The following is a 19904-nucleotide window of genomic DNA, read 5'->3' as shown; positions in this document are numbered from 1 at the left end:
AACAAAGGAAATACGATCCATGGACACCGGACGCACGACCATCATCCTCAATCTCATCAGCTACGACCTGGCGCGGCGGGTGATCGACGCGGGCATTGCCGAGGCCGATCGGCGCGGCGTGAAGCTGTCGTTTGCGATCGTCGATGCCGCGGGGCATCTGGTCGCGGCGGCGCGGATGGACGGTGTTCCATTCATCACCACGGAAGTCGCCCGCGGCAAGGCGTTCGCCTGCGCGTCGACCGGCGGCCAGCCCGGTCGCGACCTTGCGGAGCGCTTTCGCGAAAACCCGATGGTGTGGGGCAGCGCGGGGCCGCTCGGTTACGGCAGCCAGCTGTTTCCGGCCGCCGGGTCGTTCCCGATCCGCCTCGATGGCCGGCTGATCGGTGCAATCGGCGCCAGCGGCGCGCCGTCCGAGATCGATGAGGCGGTGATCGCGATCGCGATCGCCGCGATCGGGGCCGATCCCGTCGCCTGACGGGACGCTGGTCGAAACACACTGTCGAACACTGACGAGGATCGCCATGCGCTTGTTCGTTTATGAGGATGCCGACGGCAAGGCGGTCGGTGCCTCCGCCGATGCCGAAACGTTTCACCCGGTGGCAAGCCTGCTGCCCGATCTGCCGCAGAAGTTCGAGACCCTTCTCGCTCACGCGGGAGCGCTTGAGCGGATCGCCGACGCGGTACGCCGGCGGCCGGCAGGCCGGCCGATCGCCGCGGTCAGGCTGCTGCCTTTTCTCGAGCGCCCCAACGCGATGTGGGCGCTGGCGCTGAATTTTCGCACCCATATCGCGGAGACCGGGCTGACGACGTCGCCGGACCATCCTCACATCTTCCTGCGCACGGCGGCCTCCTATGTCGGGCCGGACGCTCCGTTGCTGTCGCCGCCGGAAGAGGTCGCGCGCGCGTTCGACTATGAGGGCGAGCTCGGCGTGGTCATCGGCAAGGGCGGCCGTCACATCCCGCGCGAACGAGCGCTTGATCATGTTGCCGGCTATACCTGTATCAACGAAGGATCGGTCCGCGAGTACCAGATCCACAATCGCCAGTTTGGCCTCGGCAAGAATTTCGAGGCGTCCGGATCGTATGGTCCGTGGCTGGTAACGCCCGACGCGTTCGGCGACCCGGCCCGGCACGAGGTCGTGACCCGCGTCAACGGCGTGACGCGCCAGCGCTCGCGGCTGGACGACATGCTGTTCGATGTCGCCGCCGTGATCAGCTATCTCTCCGCCGGATACCGGTTGCGGCCTGGTGACCTGATTGCCATGGGCACGCCGGGCGCGCTGCCGCCGGCGCCGGACGATGTCGCGGGGCATGACCTGTCGCGGCAATACGGCCCGTTCAAGACGCCGGGCCTGGTGCACATGCGCCCCGGCGACACCGTCGAGATCGAGATCAGCGGCCTTGGCGTGCTGCGCAATCCGGTCGTGGCCGATGCAGGCGCCGCCTACCGTGTCGGATAGCGCCATGCCTGCAGCCCTGCGCCGGATGGCGACGGTTCTCGCCATGGCCACGTTTCTCACCCCCGTGGCAGCGGCTGCGGCTGCGGCGGCCGACGCCGGCGGCGATGCCGCACGCGGCAAGGCGATTGCGCAGACCGTCTGCGCCGCCTGTCACGGTGCGACCGGCAACCCGGAGGCGCCGGGCATACCCAAGCTCGCGGGGCAGTTTCCGGAATATCTCGCCAAGCAGCTGCGTGCGTTCGTCGCGACGCCTGATGCGCCGCCGCAGCGCGTCAATGCGGTGATGGCCGGGATCGCGGCGACGCTGTCGGCGACGCAGATCGAGGATGTTGCGGCGTACTATGCAGGCGAGCCGCGTCAGGCGGGGCGGCCGCGCGATCCGGCGCGGCTCGCGCGGGGCGAAGCGTTGTTCATGCGCGGCAATGCGGACGGCGATCTGCCGGCCTGCGCGTCCTGTCATCGCTCGTCCGGACACGGCATCCAGCCGGACTTTCCGGACATCGCCGGACAGGATGCGGACTATGTCGAGACCCAGCTCGCCGTGTGGATGGAGACGCGTGGTCACCGCGGCAAGCTGATGTCGCTGATTGCGCCGCGCATTGCGCCGGACGAGCGCACGGCGCTGGCCGATTACATCGCCTCGCTGTCGGTCGCAAAGTAGATCGAATCAGGCCCTGCAACTGCACGATGCGCACGCGGAGCGGCCTTCGGTCGCCTCCGCGTGCGCATGCGCGTGCCCATCGCGGCCGGGGCGTCACGCGCTGCCGCAATAACCGGACGATCCGTCAAGCGGCCAGCGTGCAGGGCTAAATCGCTTCGTACCCCCGATGCTAGTCGAGATCGGCCTGCTGCCGGCAATAAACCTCCGGCGGCGACGAAAAAATGCACGATGGGGGGAATTCCATGACGACGATGAAGACGATTGCGCTGGGATCGGCAGCGGCATTGCTGGCGCTGCCGTCCGCGCACGCCGCGGACCTGCCGGTCAAGGCGAAGGCGGTCGAATATGTGAAGGTCTGTTCGCTCTATGGCGCGGGCTTCTACTACATTCCCGGCACCGACACCTGCATGCGCATCGGCGGGGCGATGCGAATCGAAACCGCATTCAACGGTCAGACGTTCAACGCGCCGTACTTCGGCGGCGGCCCCGGCGGCGCCAACGCCTATGGCCGCGGCTATTTCAACACCCGCGAGCGCCTCAACCTGTTCATGGATACGCGCACCGCGACCGACTACGGCACGGTGCGCACCTATGCCAACCTGCAGTTCGATTTCCTGCAGGGACGCGAAAGCATCGCCGGCGGCTATGTCGCGCTCGACTATGCGTTCCTCCAGTTCGCGGGCTTCACCTTCGGCAAGGGCGTGTCGATGTTCGATCCGCAATGGACGCTGGCCAAGCCGCTGTTCGGCTCGACCGGATTTTTCAACGGCTCGAACGACGCCACCGGCATTCCGATGCTGGCCTACACCGCGACCTTCGGGGGCGGCGTATCGGCCACGGTATCGCTGGAGGATGCCCAGCCGTATCGCTCGGCAGGCACGGTGAACACTTCGCTCGGCGGGACGAATGCGCTGCTCGGGCCGTTCGGCGCAGCGTCCAGCACTTATGGCGTCGCGGCCAACACATTCCAGGGCAACGCGCAGGGCGGCGACCATGTGCCCGACATCGTCGCCAATCTCCGCCTCGAGCAGGCCTGGGGCACGGCGCATCTCGGCGCGGCGGCGCATGAGGTCCATGGCACCTCCTACAATCCGCTCGACGCCTCGACCGGCCATCCGGACGCAACCTGGGGCTATGCACTCACCGCGGCGCTGGAGTTGAAGGATCTGCCGACGGGGCGGGGCGACAGCTTCAAGGCGATCGCGACCTTCGCCAACGGCGCCGCCAAATACGTGTTCGGCGGCACCTATGACAGCGCCGGTGCGGGACGCCTCGCCAACATCGGCAACGGCGGCATGGCGTTCGGCTACGTGCTCGATGGTATCTATGCCAACGGCACCTCGTTCGTGAAGAGCGATGCATGGAACGTCGCGGCGTTCTACGAGCATTACTGGACGCCGGCCTGGCGCACGTCGCTGTTCGCTTCCTACAGCCATATCTCTTACGGCGCGGCCGGCGATGCGCTGTTGCTGGCGATGGCCAATGCCGGACGCCTCAGCACCGGCAAGACCACGGCGACCGGCAGCTTCGATGTCGGCGTGGCGCAGGTCGGCACCCGCACGGCCTGGACGCCGGTCCAGAACCTCACCCTATCGGCGGAATTTCTCTACACGCGCCTCCAGCAACATCTCAACGGCACCTTCACGAGCGCGGCGGCTGGAACGCCGCCCGGCTACGCGGCGGGCAGCGTGTTGACGCTGAAGGACCAGAATCTCTATGTCGGGTCCGTCCAGATCCTGCGCAGCTTCTGAGTACGAGCTGCGCCCGGGCCGCCGTCGGTCCGGGCGCAGCGTCTCGCCTCCGACCATGATTTTGGGTGCCGGCGAAACCCCGTCGCGCGCTTGATACCATCTTGGTATCACCGTCACGAAACTGAAGCCGAACGCTCTCTATAAATTGTCACAATGGCCTGCCATGCAGTTTTGGCTGCCTGTTGCGGCTGTTTGTCGACGGAGCGCGAGCGGTCTGCCGTAGGTTCGCCTTCGAATGTTGTCAGGTTCGGCACGAACGAAGGAGAGAGCAATGGCCCGAAAGGTGAAGAAAGTCGCAGCCCGGAAGCGGGAGCGCCGCCTTTATTCCAAGGATGATATCAAGGAGTTGAAGTCTCATTCCCGGGCACACACGCCGGTGGCGAAGATCGCGAAGCTGATGAAGCGCACGGAAGGTTCGCTGCGTCAGAAGGCGCAGAAGCTCGGGATCTCGCTCGGCCATATGCGCTGATCGGGGCGGCGCGGCGAAGACATCGCGAGATGGGACCGGCTGTTGCATGCAGCCGGACGTTGTGCCGTGATCTCCCCTACAGCCTGAACACCCGCCGCGCATTGCCGGAGAGGAACGCCTCGGCCTGCTCCAGCGGCAGTCCGAGGCCTGTCCAGCCTTCGAGACAGGTCGCCGGCGACAGCATCGGCCAGTTGGTGCCGAACATCACGCGGCGCTTGCCGACGCCCTTCATCCAGTCGACGAAAGCCGGCGGCAGCCGGTGCAGGGCATAGGCCGATGTGTCGACATGGAAGTTGGGAAACTTGACCGTCATGGTCGTGAGCTCGTCGAGCCAGGGAAAGCCGACATGGCCGCCGACGACGACAAGTTCGGGGAAGTCGAGCATCACGTCTTCGAGATAGGGAATGAGCCGCCCCGTCTCCGAGCGCTTGAGCGGCCCGGTGTGGCCGATCTGGGTGCACAGCGGCACACCGGCGTCGACGCACGCTGCATAGATCGGATAATAGCGCCGGTCGTTCGGCGGCAGGTCCCACAGCCACGGCACGACCCGTACGCCGACGAAGGTCTTGCCGTCGACGACGCGCCGGATCTCGCGCACTGCCTCCATCGGCCGGGTGATGTCGGCGCTGGCAAGGCCGCGAAAGCGCGATGGCGCCGCGGCGATCTGCTCGGCGACCTCGTCATTGGTGATGAGGTCGCCTTCGGGGCCGTACCACGCCGACAGCAGCGCGATGTCGACGCCGGCGGCGTCCATCGCCTGCAGCGTGGCCTCGACGCTCGAGCCGCCGAAATTGTCGGCACGGCCGGTCCAGCGCATCAGGGTCTGCAGCCAGGGCCGGTTGCCCATGCGTTCCGTCGTGATCTGCGCCCAGACGTCGATCGCACCCATCGCTTTCTCCAGATACTTCACTAGTGAAGTGTATGCCGATGGATGCGAATCCGCAAGCAGGATATTGAGGGGGAATGTCCGCCTCGAAGACCCGGCTGTATCACCGCCTCCAGCTCGCTGCGCACCGGCTGCAGAAGTCGGCCGATCGCGCCACCATGGCGGCCGGGGACATCACCACGGCGCAGGCCGCCGTGCTGCTGCTGATTGCGACCGACAAGGCCGTGACCCAGCGCGACGTCGCGCGCCAGCTCGGTTTCAATGAATCGGCAATGACCGCAATGGTGCGCCGTCTCATCGACATGGGCCTGCTCGAACGCACCCGCGACGAGGACGATGCCCGCGCCTGGCGGCTGCGACCGAGCGACCGTGGCCGCGCCGCGCTCAAGCGCATCCAGCCGCCGTTCGAGCGCATCAACCGTACGATCGAGTCGGTGCTCACGCCCGACGAGATCACGCAGATGGCTGATTGTCTGGCCCGCCTCGCCACGGCGTTCGACGCATCGTAGCTCTGCTGCGCGCCATGATGTTTACGGCCGTGCTCACGGCGGTGGGAAACGTCCATGCACTGTGTCCGCGCGCTGGCCGTCATGCGCGCCAGCCGGTAGGAGACCTCAGCCGCAAGTCTCCGGACCGACAATGATCATTGCTCCCCGTCTTCCGCTGTCCGAGGATCCGTTGACGACGACGATCGCCGTCCTCGAAGCCGTGATGCTCGTCTACTTCCTGATCGACAATCACGTGCCGCTGTGGCCGTGGAATCACCTGCAGGGCGTGCTGACCGACTGGGTGAGCACGGTCAGCGGCTGGGTACCCGGCCTGTTCGTGCTGTGGAGCCTGTGCGGCGGCCCGCCATGGGCGCTGGTCGTGTCGACGGTCTGGTCATGGATCTGGCTGCTGCTGCAGCTGAACCAGTGGTGGCGGCCGTATCTGTTCGGCCGTGGTCCCGGTGCGCCCGATTTCGACTGGTACTGGACGCACGGCTATGCCGGGACGTTGAAGTGGCTGCCTGTGGCGGCGGGGCGGCGGCCGACGCCGGATGCCCAGCACAATGTTCTGCAACTGCTCTCCCTTATGATCGCTGTCGCGCTGACGATCGCCACGGCGCGCGTGCTCGCGGCATAGGGCGGCGATCAGGCCGACAGCGGCTCCGCCGGGCGAGAGGCGAACCGGCTCGGCGGACGCTGCAGGCCGAAATGATCGCGCAACGTCGGCCCTTCATAGTCGCGGCGGAACAGGCCGCGCCGCTGCAGGATCGGCACGATCTCGTCGACGAAGGTGGCGAGCCCGGTCGGCAGCACGTCCGGCATCAGGTTGAAGCCGTCGGCGGCGCCGGCGCGGAACCAGGTCTCGATGTCGTCGGCAATCTGCTCCGGCGTGCCGACGATGATGCGGTGGCCGACGCCGCCGCCGAGTGCCCGCAGCAATTGCCGCACGGTGAGGTTGCCGCGCCGCGCCAGCGCCACGGTGCCCTGGAACATGGTGTGGTTGGCGTTCGGTGGCAGCGGCAGCGGATCGGGCAGCGGCTTGTCGAGTTCGAGCTGTTCGGGGGCGATCTGCAGCGTGCCGGCGAGACGCGCCAGGCTGTACTCGATCGGCACCAGCTCCCACAGTTCGTCCTGGCGGCGCTTCGCCTCGGCCTCGGTGCCGCCGATCACCGTCGCAAGTCCGGGCAGGATGACGATGGCGTCGTCGGGCCGGCCATGGGCGCGGGCGCGCGATCGCAGATCGCGGGCGTAGGCGACGCCGTCGTCGACGGTCTGCGCCAGGGTGAACACCGCATCGGCGGTCGCCGCCGCAAGGTCGCGCCCGTCGCTGGAGCCACCGGCCTGCACGGTGATCGGACGGCCCTGCGGCGAGCGCGGCACGTTGAGCGGGCCCTCGACGGCAAAGTGCGGGCCGCGATGGCGGATGGCGTGCACCTTGGCGGTGTCGACGAAGCGCGCGGTGGCCTTGTCGCCGACGAAGGCGTCGTCCTCCCAGCTGTCCCACAGCGCGTGGACGACCTCGGTAAACTCGCGGGCACGGTCGTAGCGCGCCTTGTGCTCGAACGCGCCGGCCTGGCCGAAGTTGCGGCCGACGGACGGCTCCGCCGTCGTCACTACGTTCCAGCCGCTGCGGCCGCCGCTGGCATGGTCGAGCGTCGCGAAGCGCCGGGCGATATTGTAGGGCTCGTTGTAGCTGGTCGATGCCGTGGCGATCAGGCCGACATGGCGCGTCGCCGCGGCGACGCTCGCCAGCACGATGGTCGGCTCCATCGACAGGAACGGCCGGTAGTCGATGCGGTCGGTGACCGCCGGGGTGTCGGCGAGAAAGATCGCGTCGAGCTTGCCGCGCTCGGCGACCTGCGCCACCTGGACATAATGCTGCACGTCGTAGAACGCGCCGGGGTTGCTTTCCGGCTGCCGCCACGCCGAGGGATAGACACCCGAGTGCAGCAGGTTGACGTTGAGGTGAAGCTGTCGGGCGGCCATCGCGGGCGAACTCCGTGAAAAAGGGAAGGGCGTTAGCGCTGCAGGCCCCAGCGCCGTACGGTCGCGGCCTCGAGCGTGCGGAACAGCCCGAACTCGACCGCAAGGCCGATGAGGATGACCGCCGCGAGGCCGGCGAACACCTTGTCGGTGAACAGCTCGTTGCGGTTGCGGAAGATGAACCAGCCGAGGCCGCCCTGGCTGGCGCTGACGCCGAACACCAGCTCGGCGGCGATCAGCGTGCGCCATGCAAACGCCCAGCCGATCTTGAGGCCGGAGATGATCGCGGGCAGCGCCGATGGAATGAGAATGAGGGCGATGTAGCGCGGCCCGCGCAGGCCGTAGTTGCGGCCGACCAGGCGGTGGGTCTCCGGCACGCCCTCGAAGCCGCTGAAGGTCGCGAGCGCGAACGGCCAGAGCACGGAGTGCACCAGCACGAACACCAGACTGGCCTCGCCGAGACCGAACCACAGCATGGCGAGCGGCAGCAGCGCGATCGCTGGCAGCGGATTGAACATCGCGGTGAGCATCAGCAGTGCTTCGCGGGCGAGCGCGCTCGCGGTCGCCAGCGACACCAGCACGGCGGCGAGGGCGATGGCGATTGCGTAACCCTTGAGCAACACGGCAATCGAGGCCTGCGCGGAAGAGGCGAGGTTCTCGTGCAACAGCGCGTCGGCGAACGCCCGGGCCGTCTCGGTGAAGCTCGGCAGCAGGATCGGGTTGCCGGCAAGAATGGCGGCGATCTGCCAGGCGGCGGCGAGGACGATAAGCACCACCACACGGCGGATCGCCGCGGCGTGGCGCCGCGGCCAGCGCGAGCGGGCCGCAGGGGCAGTGGCGGAGCTGGCCGGCAACTCGACGGTGCGGTCGGTCATGCGGCGGCCTCCGCGGGGCGCGGGAACAGCGCGGCGGTGACATCGCGCACGGCGCGCTGGAATTCGGCGGTTTCGGCGCTGTCCGGCCCGAAGGCGCTGGTATCGAAGGTGGTGAGGGTGCGGCCGGGATGGGCGCTGAGGAGATGCAGCCGCGTGCCGACGAGAATGGCCTCGTCGATCGCATGGGTGACGAACACCAGCGTGAATTTCAGCTCCGCGGCGAGGCGCAGCAGGTCCTGCTGCAGCGCGCCGCGCGTCAGCGCGTCGAGTGCCGCGAACGGCTCGTCCATCAGCAGGATGTCAGGTGTCGCGGCCAGCGCCCGGGCGATCGCCGCGCGTTGCTTCATGCCGCCGGACAGGGTGTGGGGATGGGCGTCCAGCGCATGCGACAGTCCGACCCGCGCCAGCATGTCGTCGGCGATGGCGCGGGCGGCGGATGACGACAGGCCGCGCGCGACCCTGAGCGGGAAGGCGACGTTGTCGCGCACCGTCTTCCACGGCAGCAACTGGTCGAACTCCTGGAAGACGACGATGCGGTCCGGTCCGGGCCGGGTCACCGGCGCGCCGTTGAGCAGGATGCGGCCGTCGGTCGGCGCCAGGAAGCCGGCGATCGCCTTGAGGATCGACGACTTGCCGCAGCCTGAGGGGCCGAGCAGTACGAGGCGTTCGCCCTTGCGCACCCGGAAGCTGACATTGTCGACGGCGCGTACGACGCCGCGCTCGCCGGCATAGTCGAGCGTCAGATGCTCGGCTTCGAGCACGAAGGGCGGTGCGATGTCCGTGGGCGACAGGCCAGTCGGCATGGTCGGTGCTTTCAACTGCCCGGACGGCTGTGCAGATCCTCGAAAGTGTAGTCCTTCCAGCTCGCCGGCTTGGTCTTGATTGCGCCGATGCGGGCGAGGAACGCCGCGTATTTGTAGGTGCCCTGCGGCGTCGTGGTGAAGCTGACATCCGGATTGTCGATCACCGAACGGACGAACGCGGGATCGAGTTTGGACTGCTCGACACGGATATAGGTCGCCGCCGCCTCCGCCTTGTGGCTCTCGATCCACTGCGAGGCTTCGGTCAGCGCGTCGAACAGCGCCTTGAAGGTTTTGGGATTGTCCTTGCGGAATTTGGACGTGGCATAGAGCAGCGTCGGGGTGATGCGTCCGCCCATGATGTCATAGGAGCTGAGCACCTTGTGAACCTTGGGGTTCTGCAGCGCCTGTTCCTGGAACGGCGGATTGGAGAAGTGCGCGGTGATCGCGTTCGAGCCCGACAGCAGCGCTGCCGTCGCGTCGGGATGGGGCAGGCTGACGGTGATGTCGTCGAGGGCGTTGTACTTGCCCTCGCCGAATTCCTTCTCGGCAGCGATCTGCAGCAGGCGCGACTGTTGCGACACCACGACGGCGGGCAGCGCAATCTTGTCGGCCTTGGTGAAGTCCTTCAGCGTCTTGATGTTGGGATTGCTGGTGATGAGGTAGTTCGGCTGCTCGCCGAGGGCGGCGATGACCTTGACGTCGGCCGTGCCGCGGGTGCGGTCCCACAGCACGATGACCGGACCCGCTCCCGCCGCGCCGATATCGACGGCACCGGCGAGCAAGGCATCGTTGATGGCTGCGCCGCCGCTCAGCTTGGTCCATTCCACGGCGATGTCGATGCCCGCGGCCTTGCCGTGCTTCTCGATCAGCTTCTGGTCGCGCAGCACGTGCAGCGGCAGATAGACCGTGCCGAACTGCTCGACGATACGCAGGCGCCCCTCGGCATGGGCGGCCGGCGCCGCCAGCAGCGCTGAGGCTGCGGCGAGCAGGGCGAATGACAGCCCCTTCAGCCGAGAGGGGCGATGGGGACGGGCGACGACGTTCGGAACCACGACGAGAACTCCGGGAAGGGCGGAAGGATGGTGGCGATCGCTCCGCGATCAGGCTTCACCACGACATGGCGCTATTTGCGAACAAGCGCCATCGTCTGGCAATCGCTTAAAAGACCATGAAACGAGTAGAATATTTCTGCGTCGTGCCGCTGCAGGAGAATTTCCGTTCGCGGGCGATCGGGAGGCCGCCATGCGCATGCGCTGCCGACATTCGCGTGCGGAGCGTCGTACCGTGGTTCGCGCGGCAATATCCGTGTCGCGCTGTTCAGGGCGGAGGCAACAAAGCCTGCGTGTGGCCGGTGAACTTCGGAACAACAATCTCGGGGCGATCGCCTAACGTCGATGGCGTTCATTTCCTGTCAGATGATGGAGACGTCAGACCATGTTGACCCGCCGCCGCTTGTTCGCCCCCGCCGGGGCTGCCATCGCCGCGCTCGCGCTCGCGGCGCTCGCCTGCCCGGTTGGCAACGCGGTGGCGCAGCAGCCGGTCAAGGAAATCCGCATCGGCTTCCAGAAGGCCGGTATCTTTCCGGCGGTGAAGCAGCGCCGTACCCTCGAGGAGGCGCTGAAGCCGCGCGGCATCGACGTCAAGTGGGTGGAGTTCGCATTCGGGCCGCCGCTGCTCGAGGCGCTCAACACCGGCAATGTCGATTTCGGTTTCACCGGCGATGCGCCGCCGATCTTCGCCCAGGCCGCCACCGCCAACCTGCTCTATGTCGCGGCGCTGCCGTCGGCCGGCGCCAACGAGGCGATCGTCGTGCCGGAGGCCTCGGCAATCCGCACGGTCGCCGATCTCAAGGGCAAGCGCGTTGGCTTTGCCAAGGGATCGAGCGCCCACAACACCACGGTGGCGGCGCTGGAGAAGGCGGGGCTCGCCTACAGCGACATCACGCCGGTCTATCTCGCGCCGGCCGATGCGACAGCGGCGTTCGCCGGCGGCAGCATCGATGCATGGACGATCTGGGATCCGTACCTCGCGCTCGCTGAGAAGGGCAAGGTCCGGGTGATCTCGCAGGCCAAGGATTCTCACGACTCCAACGCCTTCTTCCTCGCCAACCGCGCCTTCACCACGGCCCATCCCGAGCTCGTCACGCTGCTCAACCAGACCTTCGCCGATGAATCACGCTGGGCCGAGGCGCACAAGCCCGAGATCATCCGGAGCTTGCACGAGGCGACGGGGGTCGATGCCGAGGCCATCAAGCGCGCGGTCGACCGTTCGATCTTCCGCGTCACGCCAGTGACGGATGCGGTCGTCGCCAGCCAGCAGGCCACGGCCGACCGCTTCTTCAAGCTCGGCCTCATCCCGAAGGCGATTACCGTGAAGGAGATCGTCTGGGTCTGGACGCCGAACTCCTGATCACGCCAGCCGGCGCGGCGAGGGCCGCGCCGGTGGACCCGCTCATTTTGGCAGCGCGAAGGCGATGACATAATCGCCGATATGGCGTGAATAGGCCGCGCCGCCGACCGAGATCACCACATACTGCCGCCCGGTCGCCGGCGACACATAGGTCATCGGCGTCGCGCTGGCGCCGATCGGCAGCTCGTGCTTCCACAGCTCCTTGCCGGTCTCTGCGTCGTAGGCGCGCAGGTAGAAGTCCTGATAGCCGGCGAAGAACACGAGGCCGCCCGCGGTTGTCATGGTGCCGGCATAGGTCGGCATGCCCATGGTCAGCGCCAGGCCGGTGGGGGCCGCGGTGCCGGCGGGGGTCTGCCACGCCACCTTCCGTGTCTTGAGGTCGACGGCGGTGATGGTGCCGAACGGCGGCTGGTTGCAGGGGATGCCGAGCGGCGACAGCCACACGCCGGTGACCATGCCATAGGGGGTGCCGGCCTGGGGCGAGGGGCCATGGCCGGTGCCGTCGGATTTAAGGTGCCTGGTCGCCTCCGCATAGTTCTCCCGTTTGACCAGATAGAACACGCTGGGAATGCGGATGTCGTTCATGAACACCCGGCTATTGGCGGCATCGATAGACACGCTGCCCCAGTTGAAGCCGCCGGTGTTGCCGGGCTGCTGGATGGCGGGTGTCAGTCCGATCGGGGTGAAGTCGCCATCGTAGCGCAGGCGGCGAAAGTCGATGCGGCAGTAGAGCTGGTCGAACATGGTGATGCCCCAGCTCGTCTGCTCGGTGAGGCGCTCGGCGCCGATGGTCGGCATGCCGACGGAGTAGGGCTGGGTTTTCGCCAGCGTCTCCTCCGGCACGGCACCGGTCTGCGGCGCTGGCTTCTCGGCGACGTCGGCGACCGGCTGGCCGTTGGTGCGGTCGAGCAGGAACAGCTGGCCGCGCTTGGTGGTCTGCAACACCGCCTTTGTCACGCCGCCCTTGCCGTCGGGAATGTCGATCAGCGCGGGCTGCGACGGCAGGTCGTAGTCCCAGATGTCATGGTTGACGGTGCGGAAGCGCCAGCGTTCGCGCCCGGTCGCGACGTCGAGGGCGACGAGGCTGGCGTTGTAGTCGTCGGAATTCGGCGGGCGGCCGACGCCGAAATAGTCCGGCGTGGCGTTGCCGAGCGGCAGGTAGACGAGGCCGAGGGCATCGTCGAACGACGCGGTGGTCCACATGTTCGGCGTGCCGCGGGTATAGGTGCCGCCGGGCGGCGGATCGCGGGTGATCGCCGGATTGGCGAGATCCCACGCCCACACCAGCGCGCCGCTGTGCACATCGAAGGCGCGGATGACACCGGACGGCTCGCCACGCATCTGGTTGTCGACCACCCAGCCGCCGACAATGACGAGATTGCGTGCGATCAGCGGAGCCGAGGTCTGGAAGTAGAAGCCGGGTTTGACCTCGCCCATGCCCTGCGACAGAGCGACCGTGCCGTGTTCCCCGAAGCCGTCGCAGAGTTGCCCCGTCCGCGCATCGAGCGCGATCATGCGCGCGTCGATGCTGGTGTAGATCAGCCGCTGCGTGCAGGCGCCGCCGGTCGCCGCGGTGTCCTTGTGATAGCCGAGGCCGCGGCAGCGCTGCCAGAACGGCGACTTCGCCTTGCTGTCATAGGCCCAGCGCACCGTGCCGCTGTCGGCGTCGAGGGCGGCAATGCGGCCGTTGCGTGAGCATGAATAGACGAGATCGTCGATCTGCAGCGGCGTGTTCTGGTCGATGCCCGGGCCGCTGTCGCCGGTGCGATAGGTCCAGGCGGTTTCGAGCTTGCCGACATTGGTGCGGTTGATCTGATCGAACGGACCGAAGCGATCGCCCGCGTTGGTGCGGCCATAGGCCAGCCAGTTCGGGTCGCCACCTGCCGGCTGCGACGACGTCGCGTATGTCACGCTCGCATCGGGCCTGACGACGCCGTGGGGAACGAACGCAAGATCGAAGCCGCCGGCGAACAGCGCCGCGAACAGCAGCGCACCGGCGGGCGCCCACGGCGAACGCGGGCGCGGCTGGTTCGCCCATGACAGCAGCAGCGCGACGGCGGCGATGAGAAATGGTGCGAGCAAGCGCGGAAACAGCCCCCAGAAATCGAGGCCGACCTCCCACAGCGCCCAGGGAACCGTCAGCACGCCGACCAGAGCGATCAGCCATCCGCCGCGCGGATTGCCGCGCCAGATCAGCGCGGCGCCGAGGAGATAGGCGAGGCCGGTAAGAAGATAATACAGGGAACCGCCGAGGGCCGCGAGATAGCCGCCGCCGCCGATCAAGCCGATGGCAATGACACCGAGCACGACCGCGGCCAGTTTCGAGAACATCCGCATCATCACCTCGCCAGTACATCGCGCGACATGTCGTCGCGTGCAAGAGTGTGCCGTTCAGCCATGAGATGAATCAAGGCCTCGATGCGCACCACGTGCGATGGTGGGCACAATCGTGATCGGCTCCGATCAAGTTTAGTTTCATTCGACTTGCCTGCGTGCTGCCGCGGCACCTATGGTCGCAAAAGCCGGATGCTCTTCCGGCCACGCGCAGTCGACAGGAAACGGGCAACGTCTCCGGTATGCAGGGGACGGAGACAGCGGAGCTGCCATCGCGACAGTCAGGAGGCGCTTTTGTACTACAGTAAGGGAAACTACGAAGCGTTCGCGCGGCCGCGCAAGCCGGCCGGCGTCGACGGCAAGTCGGCCTATCTCGTCGGCAGCGGGCTCGCCTCGCTCGCCGCTGCGGCCTTCCTCATTCGCGACGGCCAGATGAAGGGGGAGCGCATTACCATTCTCGAAGCTTCCGGGATCGACGGCGGCGCGCTCGATGGCGCCGGCAACGCCGAGACCGGCTGGCTGATCCGCGGCGGCCGCGAGATGGAGGACCATTTCGAGTGCCTGTGGGATCTCTATCGCTCGATCCCTTCGCTGGAGATCGAGGGCGCATCCGTGCTCGACGAGTTCTACTGGCTCAACAAGGACGATCCCAACTTTTCGCTGCAGCGCGCGACCATCGAGCGCGGCAAGGATGCCGGCACCGGCATGGACTTCACGCTGTCGCGCACCGCGCGCAAGGAACTGGTCAAGCTGGTGCTGGCGCTGCCGGAGCAGCTCCATGACAAGCGCATCAACGAGGTGTTCGGCGCCGATTTCCTCGGCTCGAACTTCTGGCTGTACTGGCGCACCATGTTCGCTTTCGAGGAGTGGCACAGCGCGCTGGAGATGAAGCTCTATGTCCAGCGCTTCATCCATCACATCGACGGCCTGCCCGATTTCAGCGCGCTCAAGTTCACCAAGTACAACCAGTATGAGTCGCTGGTGATGCCGCTGGTCGCCTGGCTGCGCCGGCAGGGTGTCAGGATACAGTTCGACACGCAGGTGATGAACGTGCGGTTCGACATTGCGCCCGGCCACAAGGTCGCGCGCCGCATCGACTGGGTCCATGGCGGCCAGACCGGCGGCGTCGATCTCACCGAGAACGACCTGGTGTTCGTCACCAATGGCTCGCTGGTCGAGAACTCCGAATGGGGCGATCATCGCACGCCGGCGAAGTTTGATCCGGTGGTGCACGACGGCGGCAGCTGGCATCTGTGGCGCAACATCGCCGCGCAGGATGCCTCGTTTGGAAATCCCGACAAGTTCTGCACCCATGCCGAAGAGTCGCAGTGGGCGTCGGCGTCGATCACCACGCTTGATCCGCGCATTCCCGCCTATATCGAAAAGATCGCGAAACGGCCGACGCGCAGTGGCAAGGTCGTCACGGGCGGCATCGTCAGCGTGCGCGATTCCGCCTGGCTGCAGAGCTGGACCGTCAACCGCCAGCCGCACTTCAAGCAGCAGCCGGACCATCAGACCGTAGTGTGGTTCTATGGCCTGTTCACCGATTGCCCCGGCGACTACGTCAAGAAGCCGATGCGCGACTGCACCGGCGAGGAGATCACCCGCGAGTGGCTCTATCACCTCGGCGTGCCGGTCGCGGAGATCGACGAACTCGCGGCCACCGGCGCGGTCACGCGGCCCTGTATGATGCCGTTCATCACCGCGTTCTTTCTGCCGCGCAACGGCACCGACCGGCCGAAGGTGGTGCCGGACGGCGTGAAGAATTTCGCGTTCATCGGCCAGTTCGCGGAATCGACCCGCGACTGCATCTTCACCACGGAATATTCCGTGCGCACCGGCATGGAGGCGGTGTACCAGCTGCTCGACATCGAGCGCGGCGTGCCGGAGGTGTTCGGCTCGGTCTATGATGTTCGCGAGCTGATCAAGTCCACGGTGTTCCTGCGCGACCGCAAGAAGCTGCGCATTCCCGGCTTCGCCAGGCGCTATGTGGAGAAAACCGTCGTCGGGCGCATGCTGGAGGAGGCCGGCCTGATCTGACGGCCGGGGCTCTCAGGAGATGTCATAAGGCAGGATGTCGCGACGGTCGCGGTGCACGGTGAGCCGGCTCTTGAGCGGCGGCACCGCGCGCTGCGGGCAGTTGGCGCGCTCGCAGATGCGACAGGAGATGCCGATCGGATCGTAGGCCGTCTTGCTGGTGAGATCGAGGCCGTCGGCGTAGACGAAGTCCCGCGCGTAGGACATCTCGCAGCCCAGCGCGATGGCGTAGCGCGGCCGCGGCGAGCCGAAGCCGCCATGGCCCTTGGCGATCTCCGTCGCGATGCACAGGAAGCGTACGCCGTCCGGCGTCTCGGCGAGCTGGCGGATGATGCGGCTCGGCGACTCGAAGGCCTGGTGCACGTTCCACAGCGGGCAGGCGGCGCCGTAGCGCGCGAACTGCAGTTTTGCGGCGCTGTGGCGCTTGGTGATGTTGCCGGCGCGGTCGACGCGGGCGAAGAACACCGGCACGCCCTTCTGGCCCGGCCGCTGCAGCGTCGAGAGGCGATGGGCGACCTGCTCGAGGCTGGCGCCGAAACGGGTCGCGATCAGCTCGAGGTCGTGGCGCAGGTCCTTCGCGGTGACCAGGAAGGCCTGGTACGGCAGGGTCGTGGCGCCGGCGAAGTAGTTGCGAAGCCCCGCCTTGCAGACCTCGAGTGCATCGGCGGTGCGGAATTCGGCGCGTCTGGCGATCGCTTCGATCTCGGCTTCGTGCTCGATCGCGGCGATCTGGAACGCCATCTGGAAGCTGCGGGTGGCGGTCGGCAGATAGGGGTTGAGGTACAGCGTGCGGGACGCGGGATCGAACCGCCGCAGCGTGTCGTCGCCGGGGCCGGTGCGGCGGATGCGGACGCCGTGCCGCGCCTCCAGATAGCCGGCGAGCGCGCCGTGGGCGTCGCTGTTGGGGATGTCGAGATCCTCGGCGAGGCGCTCGGCGGCAACGTCGAGGTCGTGGACGTAGTTGTCGACGAAGTGGAAGAAGTCGCGGACCTCTTCATAGGGCGTCGGCTCGGTGGCCCAGCTGCCGATATGGTCGTCGAGGCTGGCGAGCTGTTCGCTGTTGCGGCGGTAGGCCTGATGGCAGGCGAGCAGCGCCTGGGCGAAGCTCGGCGCGTTTTGCGCCACCAGCTTGAGCTCCTGAAAACTCGGCGAATGGCTGGCGAACACCGGGTCGGCCAGCGTCTCCGTCAGCATCGACAGCAGGCGGTCGCTATCACTGGACGAGATCGCGCTGAAGTCGACGCCGAAGCGCTCTGCCAGCAACAGCAGCACCGAGGCCGACACCGGCCGCTGGTTGTTCTCGATCTGGTTGAGATAGCTCGTGGAGATGCCGAGCCGCTCGGCGAACGTCGCCTGGGTCAGCTTGGCGGTTTCGCGGATGCCACGAATCTTGCGTCCGATGTAGAGCTTGCCTGCCGACATTTTCGCAAATTCGCAATTTACATGTTGCAAATTTATAGCATGCGCATTTGCGCCTTTTCAACCCTTCCCGGGCCGGCCGGCCGTCCCTAATCAGGTTGTTCCAACTCCGGGCGGCAACGCATCCGTCCGGGGAACGGCCGCCGCGGACGGCCGCCGCAAACCATCAGACGACGGCGCGGCTGTCGCCGGCGGCCCCGCGGGCCGCGAATCCGGGAGGCAGATCAGATGCTTGAGGTGCTCGAGAAGCTCGAGGCGCGGCGCGCCGGAGCCAAGCTCGGAGGCGGCGAGAAGCGTATCGAGGCGCAGCATGGCCGCGGCAAGCTGACGGCGCGCGAGCGCATCGAGCTCTTGCTCGACAAGGGCTCGTTCGAGGAGTTCGACATGTTTGTCGAGCACCGCTCGGTCGAGTTCGGCATGGAAAAGAACAAGGTCCCGGGCGACGGCGTGGTGACCGGCTGGGGCACGGTCAACGGCCGCAAGACCTTCGTGTTCGCCAAGGATTTTACGGTGTTCGGCGGCTCGCTGTCGGAGACCCACGCGCTCAAGATCACCAAGCTGCAGGACATGGCGCTGAAGGCGCGGGCGCCGATCATCGGCCTCTACGATGCCGGCGGCGCGCGCATCCAGGAAGGTGTCGCGGCGCTCGCCGGCTATTCCTACGTGTTCCGCCGCAACGTCCAGGCTTCCGGCGTGATCCCGCAGATCAGCGTCATCATGGGGCCGTGCGCCGGCGGCGATGTCTACTCGCCGGCGATGACCGACTTCATCTTCATGGTGAAGAACACCAGCTACATGTTCGTCACCGGTCCTGATGTGGTGAAGACCGTGACCAACGAGGTGGTGACGGCGGAAGAGCTCGGCGGCGCCAGCGTTCATGCCACCAAATCGTCGATCGCCGACGGTGCCTACGAGAACGATGTCGAGACGCTGCTGCAGATGCGCCGCCTCATCGACTTCCTGCCGTCCAACAACACCGACGGCGTGCCGGAGTGGCCGAGCTTCGACGACATCGAGCGCACGGAAGATTCGCTCGATACGCTGGTGCCGGACAATCCCAACAAGCCCTACGACATCAAGGAGCTGATCCTCAAGGTCGTCGACGAAGGCGACTTCTTCGAGATCGCCGAGACCTTTGCCAGGAACATCGTCACCGGGTTCGGCCGCATCGCCGGGCGCACGGTTGGCTTCGTCGCCAACCAGCCGATGGTGCTGGCCGGCGTGCTCGACAGCGATGCCTCGCGCAAGGCGGCGCGGTTCGTGCGGTTCTGCGATGCCTTCAACATTCCGATCGTGACGTTCGTCGACGTCCCCGGCTTCCTGCCGGGCACGGCGCAGGAGTATGGCGGCCTGATCAAGCATGGCGCGAAACTCCTGTTCGCCTACTCGCAGTGCACGGTGCCGCTGGTGACGGTGATCACCCGCAAGGCGTATGGCGGGGCGTTCGACGTCATGGCGTCGAAGGAAATCGGAGCCGACATGAACTATGCCTGGCCGACGGCGCAGATCGCGGTGATGGGCGCCAAGGGCGCGGTCGAGATCATCTTCCGCCAGGACATCGGCGATGCCGAGAAGATCGCCGCGCGCACCAAGGAGTACGAGGACCGCTTCCTGTCGCCGTTCGTCGCCGCCGAGCGCGGCTACATCGACGACGTCATCATGCCGCACTCGACCCGCAAGCGCATCGCCCGGGCCCTCGCCATGCTTAGGGATAAGCAGGTCGAGATGCCCATGAAAAAACACGACAACCTGCCGCTGTGACCATGTTCAAGAAAATCCTGATCGCCAACCGTGGCGAGATCGCCTGCCGTGTGATCAAGACCGCCCGCCGCATGGGGATCGCGACGGTGGCGGTCTATTCCGAGGCCGACCGCAACGCGGTGCATGTCGAGATGGCGGATGAAGCCATTCTGATCGGCCCGCCGCCGGCGGCCGAGAGCTATCTGCTGATTGACCGCATCGTCGAGGCCTGCCGCAGGACGGGCGCCGAGGCGGTGCATCCCGGCTACGGCTTCCTGTCGGAGCGCGAGGCGTTTCCGCGGGCGCTGGCGGACGCCGGCGTCGTCTTCATCGGCCCGAATCCCGGCGCCATCGCCGCGATGGGCGACAAGATCGAATCCAAGAAGGCCGCCGCCAAGGCCAACGTCTCGACGGTGCCGGGCTATCTCGGCGTCATCGAGGACGATGTCCACGCCGTGCGCATCGCCGACGAGATCGGCTATCCCGTGATGATCAAGGCCTCCGCCGGCGGCGGCGGCAAGGGCATGCGCATCGCCCACAGCCGTGCGGAAGTGGCGGAAGGATTCAAGCTGGCGCGCGCCGAAGCCAA

At 66.8% G+C, this 19904-nt stretch carries 18 protein-coding genes; 11 read left to right on the top strand and 7 right to left on the bottom strand.

Going from position 1 to position 19904, the window contains the following annotated elements; genetic code table 11:
* Positions 1-19 precede the first annotated feature (19 nt).
* The 5 genes from JQ639_RS13375 to JQ639_RS13355 all read left to right on the top strand — a co-directional run bounded on the left by JQ639_RS13375 (position 20) and on the right by JQ639_RS13355 (position 4341).
* The gene (locus tag JQ639_RS13375) at positions 20-475 is read left to right on the top strand and encodes a GlcG/HbpS family heme-binding protein (protein WP_211970772.1); all 456 of its coding nucleotides are present in this window, start codon (positions 20-22) and stop codon (positions 473-475) included.
* Positions 476-521: 46 nt separating this feature from the next.
* A complete protein-coding gene (locus JQ639_RS13370) occupies positions 522-1460 on the top strand; it encodes a fumarylacetoacetate hydrolase family protein (protein WP_211970774.1) in 939 nt (312 codons plus the stop codon).
* A gap of 4 nt (positions 1461-1464) precedes the next feature.
* Entirely contained in the window at positions 1465-2121 is a 657-nt protein-coding gene (locus JQ639_RS13365; RefSeq protein ID WP_211970776.1) for a c-type cytochrome, read from the top strand.
* A gap of 242 nt (positions 2122-2363) precedes the next feature.
* A complete protein-coding gene (locus tag JQ639_RS13360; protein ID WP_211970778.1) occupies positions 2364-3872 on the top strand; it encodes a porin in 1509 nt (502 codons plus the stop codon).
* Positions 3873-4143: 271 nt separating this feature from the next.
* Positions 4144-4341 carry a hypothetical protein gene (locus tag JQ639_RS13355; RefSeq protein ID WP_211970780.1) on the top strand — a complete coding sequence of 66 codons (198 nt, stop codon included), beginning with the start codon at positions 4144-4146 and terminating at the stop codon, positions 4339-4341.
* Positions 4342-4417: 76 nt separating this feature from the next.
* On the opposite strand, the gene JQ639_RS13350 is transcribed toward JQ639_RS13355, so the two are convergent.
* Entirely contained in the window at positions 4418-5230 is an 813-nt protein-coding gene (locus JQ639_RS13350) for an amidohydrolase family protein (protein WP_211970782.1), read from the bottom strand.
* A gap of 74 nt (positions 5231-5304) precedes the next feature.
* Between JQ639_RS13350 and JQ639_RS13345 the strand changes: the two genes are divergently transcribed.
* Positions 5305-5736 carry a MarR family winged helix-turn-helix transcriptional regulator gene (locus JQ639_RS13345; protein ID WP_211970790.1) on the top strand — a complete coding sequence of 144 codons (432 nt, stop codon included), beginning with the start codon at positions 5305-5307 and terminating at the stop codon, positions 5734-5736.
* A gap of 130 nt (positions 5737-5866) precedes the next feature.
* On the top strand, positions 5867-6352 hold the full coding sequence (locus tag JQ639_RS13340) for a hypothetical protein (protein ID WP_211970792.1): 486 nt from the start codon (positions 5867-5869) through the stop codon (positions 6350-6352).
* Positions 6353-6360: 8 nt separating this feature from the next.
* On the opposite strand, the gene JQ639_RS13335 is transcribed toward JQ639_RS13340, so the two are convergent.
* From JQ639_RS13335 to JQ639_RS13320, 4 genes are read right to left on the bottom strand one after another with little or no spacing between them, the layout of a single operon-like run.
* Positions 6361-7701: an LLM class flavin-dependent oxidoreductase gene (locus JQ639_RS13335; RefSeq protein ID WP_211970793.1), complete on the bottom strand. Its 1341-nt coding sequence runs from the start codon at positions 7699-7701 to the stop codon at positions 6361-6363.
* Positions 7702-7733: 32 nt separating this feature from the next.
* Positions 7734-8573, bottom strand: coding sequence for an ABC transporter permease (locus JQ639_RS13330; RefSeq protein WP_211970795.1), 840 nt, complete (start codon positions 8571-8573; stop codon positions 7734-7736).
* Positions 8570-9376: an ABC transporter ATP-binding protein gene (locus JQ639_RS13325; protein WP_211970798.1), complete on the bottom strand. Its 807-nt coding sequence runs from the start codon at positions 9374-9376 to the stop codon at positions 8570-8572. Before JQ639_RS13325 ends, JQ639_RS13330 begins: the two co-directional genes overlap by 4 nt.
* A gap of 11 nt (positions 9377-9387) precedes the next feature.
* The gene (locus tag JQ639_RS13320; RefSeq protein WP_349644773.1) at positions 9388-10428 is read right to left on the bottom strand and encodes an ABC transporter substrate-binding protein; all 1041 of its coding nucleotides are present in this window, start codon (positions 10426-10428) and stop codon (positions 9388-9390) included.
* Between the two features lie 382 nt (positions 10429-10810).
* Here JQ639_RS13320 and JQ639_RS13315 point away from each other — a divergent pair, with 382 nt between their 5' ends.
* The gene (locus tag JQ639_RS13315; RefSeq protein WP_211970800.1) at positions 10811-11785 is read left to right on the top strand and encodes an aliphatic sulfonate ABC transporter substrate-binding protein; all 975 of its coding nucleotides are present in this window, start codon (positions 10811-10813) and stop codon (positions 11783-11785) included.
* 42 nt (positions 11786-11827) lie between these two features.
* Here JQ639_RS13315 and JQ639_RS13310 read toward each other — a convergent pair whose 3' ends face one another.
* Positions 11828-14122: a membrane-bound PQQ-dependent dehydrogenase, glucose/quinate/shikimate family gene (locus JQ639_RS13310; protein ID WP_211970808.1), complete on the bottom strand. Its 2295-nt coding sequence runs from the start codon at positions 14120-14122 to the stop codon at positions 11828-11830.
* 291 nt (positions 14123-14413) lie between these two features.
* Between JQ639_RS13310 and JQ639_RS13305 the strand changes: the two genes are divergently transcribed.
* Complete coding sequence (locus JQ639_RS13305; protein ID WP_211970810.1) at positions 14414-16159, top strand: oleate hydratase; 1746 nt, start codon at positions 14414-14416, stop codon at positions 16157-16159.
* A 12-nt stretch (positions 16160-16171) separates the two neighbouring features.
* Here the strand turns inward: JQ639_RS13305 and JQ639_RS13300 are convergent, their stop codons facing one another.
* Positions 16172-17578, bottom strand: coding sequence for a helix-turn-helix domain-containing protein (locus tag JQ639_RS13300; RefSeq protein ID WP_211970812.1), 1407 nt, complete (start codon positions 17576-17578; stop codon positions 16172-16174).
* Positions 17579-17803: 225 nt separating this feature from the next.
* Between JQ639_RS13300 and JQ639_RS13295 the strand changes: the two genes are divergently transcribed.
* Positions 17804-19336, top strand: coding sequence for an acyl-CoA carboxylase subunit beta (locus JQ639_RS13295; protein WP_211975076.1), 1533 nt, complete (start codon positions 17804-17806; stop codon positions 19334-19336).
* Between the two features lie 2 nt (positions 19337-19338).
* Positions 19339-19904: biotin carboxylase N-terminal domain-containing protein (locus JQ639_RS13290; RefSeq protein ID WP_283818091.1), on the top strand; the 566-nt coding region annotated here is incomplete at its 3' end.

This window comes from Bradyrhizobium sp. U87765 SZCCT0048 (genome assembly GCF_018131225.1).
GTDB lineage: Bacteria > Pseudomonadota > Alphaproteobacteria > Rhizobiales > Xanthobacteraceae > Bradyrhizobium_A.
Note: the sequence above shows the minus strand (reverse complement) of the source record. Positions and strands in the feature narration are given on the sequence as shown.

Bases quoted from the DNA above. Each gene is read 5' to 3' on its own strand.
- JQ639_RS13355 (WP_211970780.1), top strand. From the start codon at position 4,144: ATGGCCCGAAAGGTGAAGAAAGTCGCAGCCCGGAAGCGGGAGCGCCGC.
- JQ639_RS13310 (WP_211970808.1), bottom strand. From the start codon at position 14,122: ATGCGGATGTTCTCGAAACTGGCCGCGGTCGTGCTCGGTGTCATTGCC.
- JQ639_RS13350 (WP_211970782.1), bottom strand. From the start codon at position 5,230: ATGGGTGCGATCGACGTCTGGGCGCAGATCACGACGGAACGCATGGGC.
- JQ639_RS13330 (WP_211970795.1), bottom strand. From the start codon at position 8,573: ATGACCGACCGCACCGTCGAGTTGCCGGCCAGCTCCGCCACTGCCCCT.
- JQ639_RS13375 (WP_211970772.1), top strand. From the start codon at position 20: ATGGACACCGGACGCACGACCATCATCCTCAATCTCATCAGCTACGAC.
- JQ639_RS13360 (WP_211970778.1), top strand. From the start codon at position 2,364: ATGACGACGATGAAGACGATTGCGCTGGGATCGGCAGCGGCATTGCTG.
- JQ639_RS13340 (WP_211970792.1), top strand. From the start codon at position 5,867: ATGATCATTGCTCCCCGTCTTCCGCTGTCCGAGGATCCGTTGACGACG.
- JQ639_RS13345 (WP_211970790.1), top strand. From the start codon at position 5,305: ATGTCCGCCTCGAAGACCCGGCTGTATCACCGCCTCCAGCTCGCTGCG.
- JQ639_RS13370 (WP_211970774.1), top strand. From the start codon at position 522: ATGCGCTTGTTCGTTTATGAGGATGCCGACGGCAAGGCGGTCGGTGCC.
- JQ639_RS13335 (WP_211970793.1), bottom strand. From the start codon at position 7,701: ATGGCCGCCCGACAGCTTCACCTCAACGTCAACCTGCTGCACTCGGGT.
- JQ639_RS13325 (WP_211970798.1), bottom strand. From the start codon at position 9,376: ATGCCGACTGGCCTGTCGCCCACGGACATCGCACCGCCCTTCGTGCTC.
- JQ639_RS13315 (WP_211970800.1), top strand. From the start codon at position 10,811: ATGTTGACCCGCCGCCGCTTGTTCGCCCCCGCCGGGGCTGCCATCGCC.
- JQ639_RS13295 (WP_211975076.1), top strand. From the start codon at position 17,804: ATGCTTGAGGTGCTCGAGAAGCTCGAGGCGCGGCGCGCCGGAGCCAAG.
- JQ639_RS13300 (WP_211970812.1), bottom strand. From the start codon at position 17,578: ATGTCGGCAGGCAAGCTCTACATCGGACGCAAGATTCGTGGCATCCGC.
- JQ639_RS13365 (WP_211970776.1), top strand. From the start codon at position 1,465: ATGCCTGCAGCCCTGCGCCGGATGGCGACGGTTCTCGCCATGGCCACG.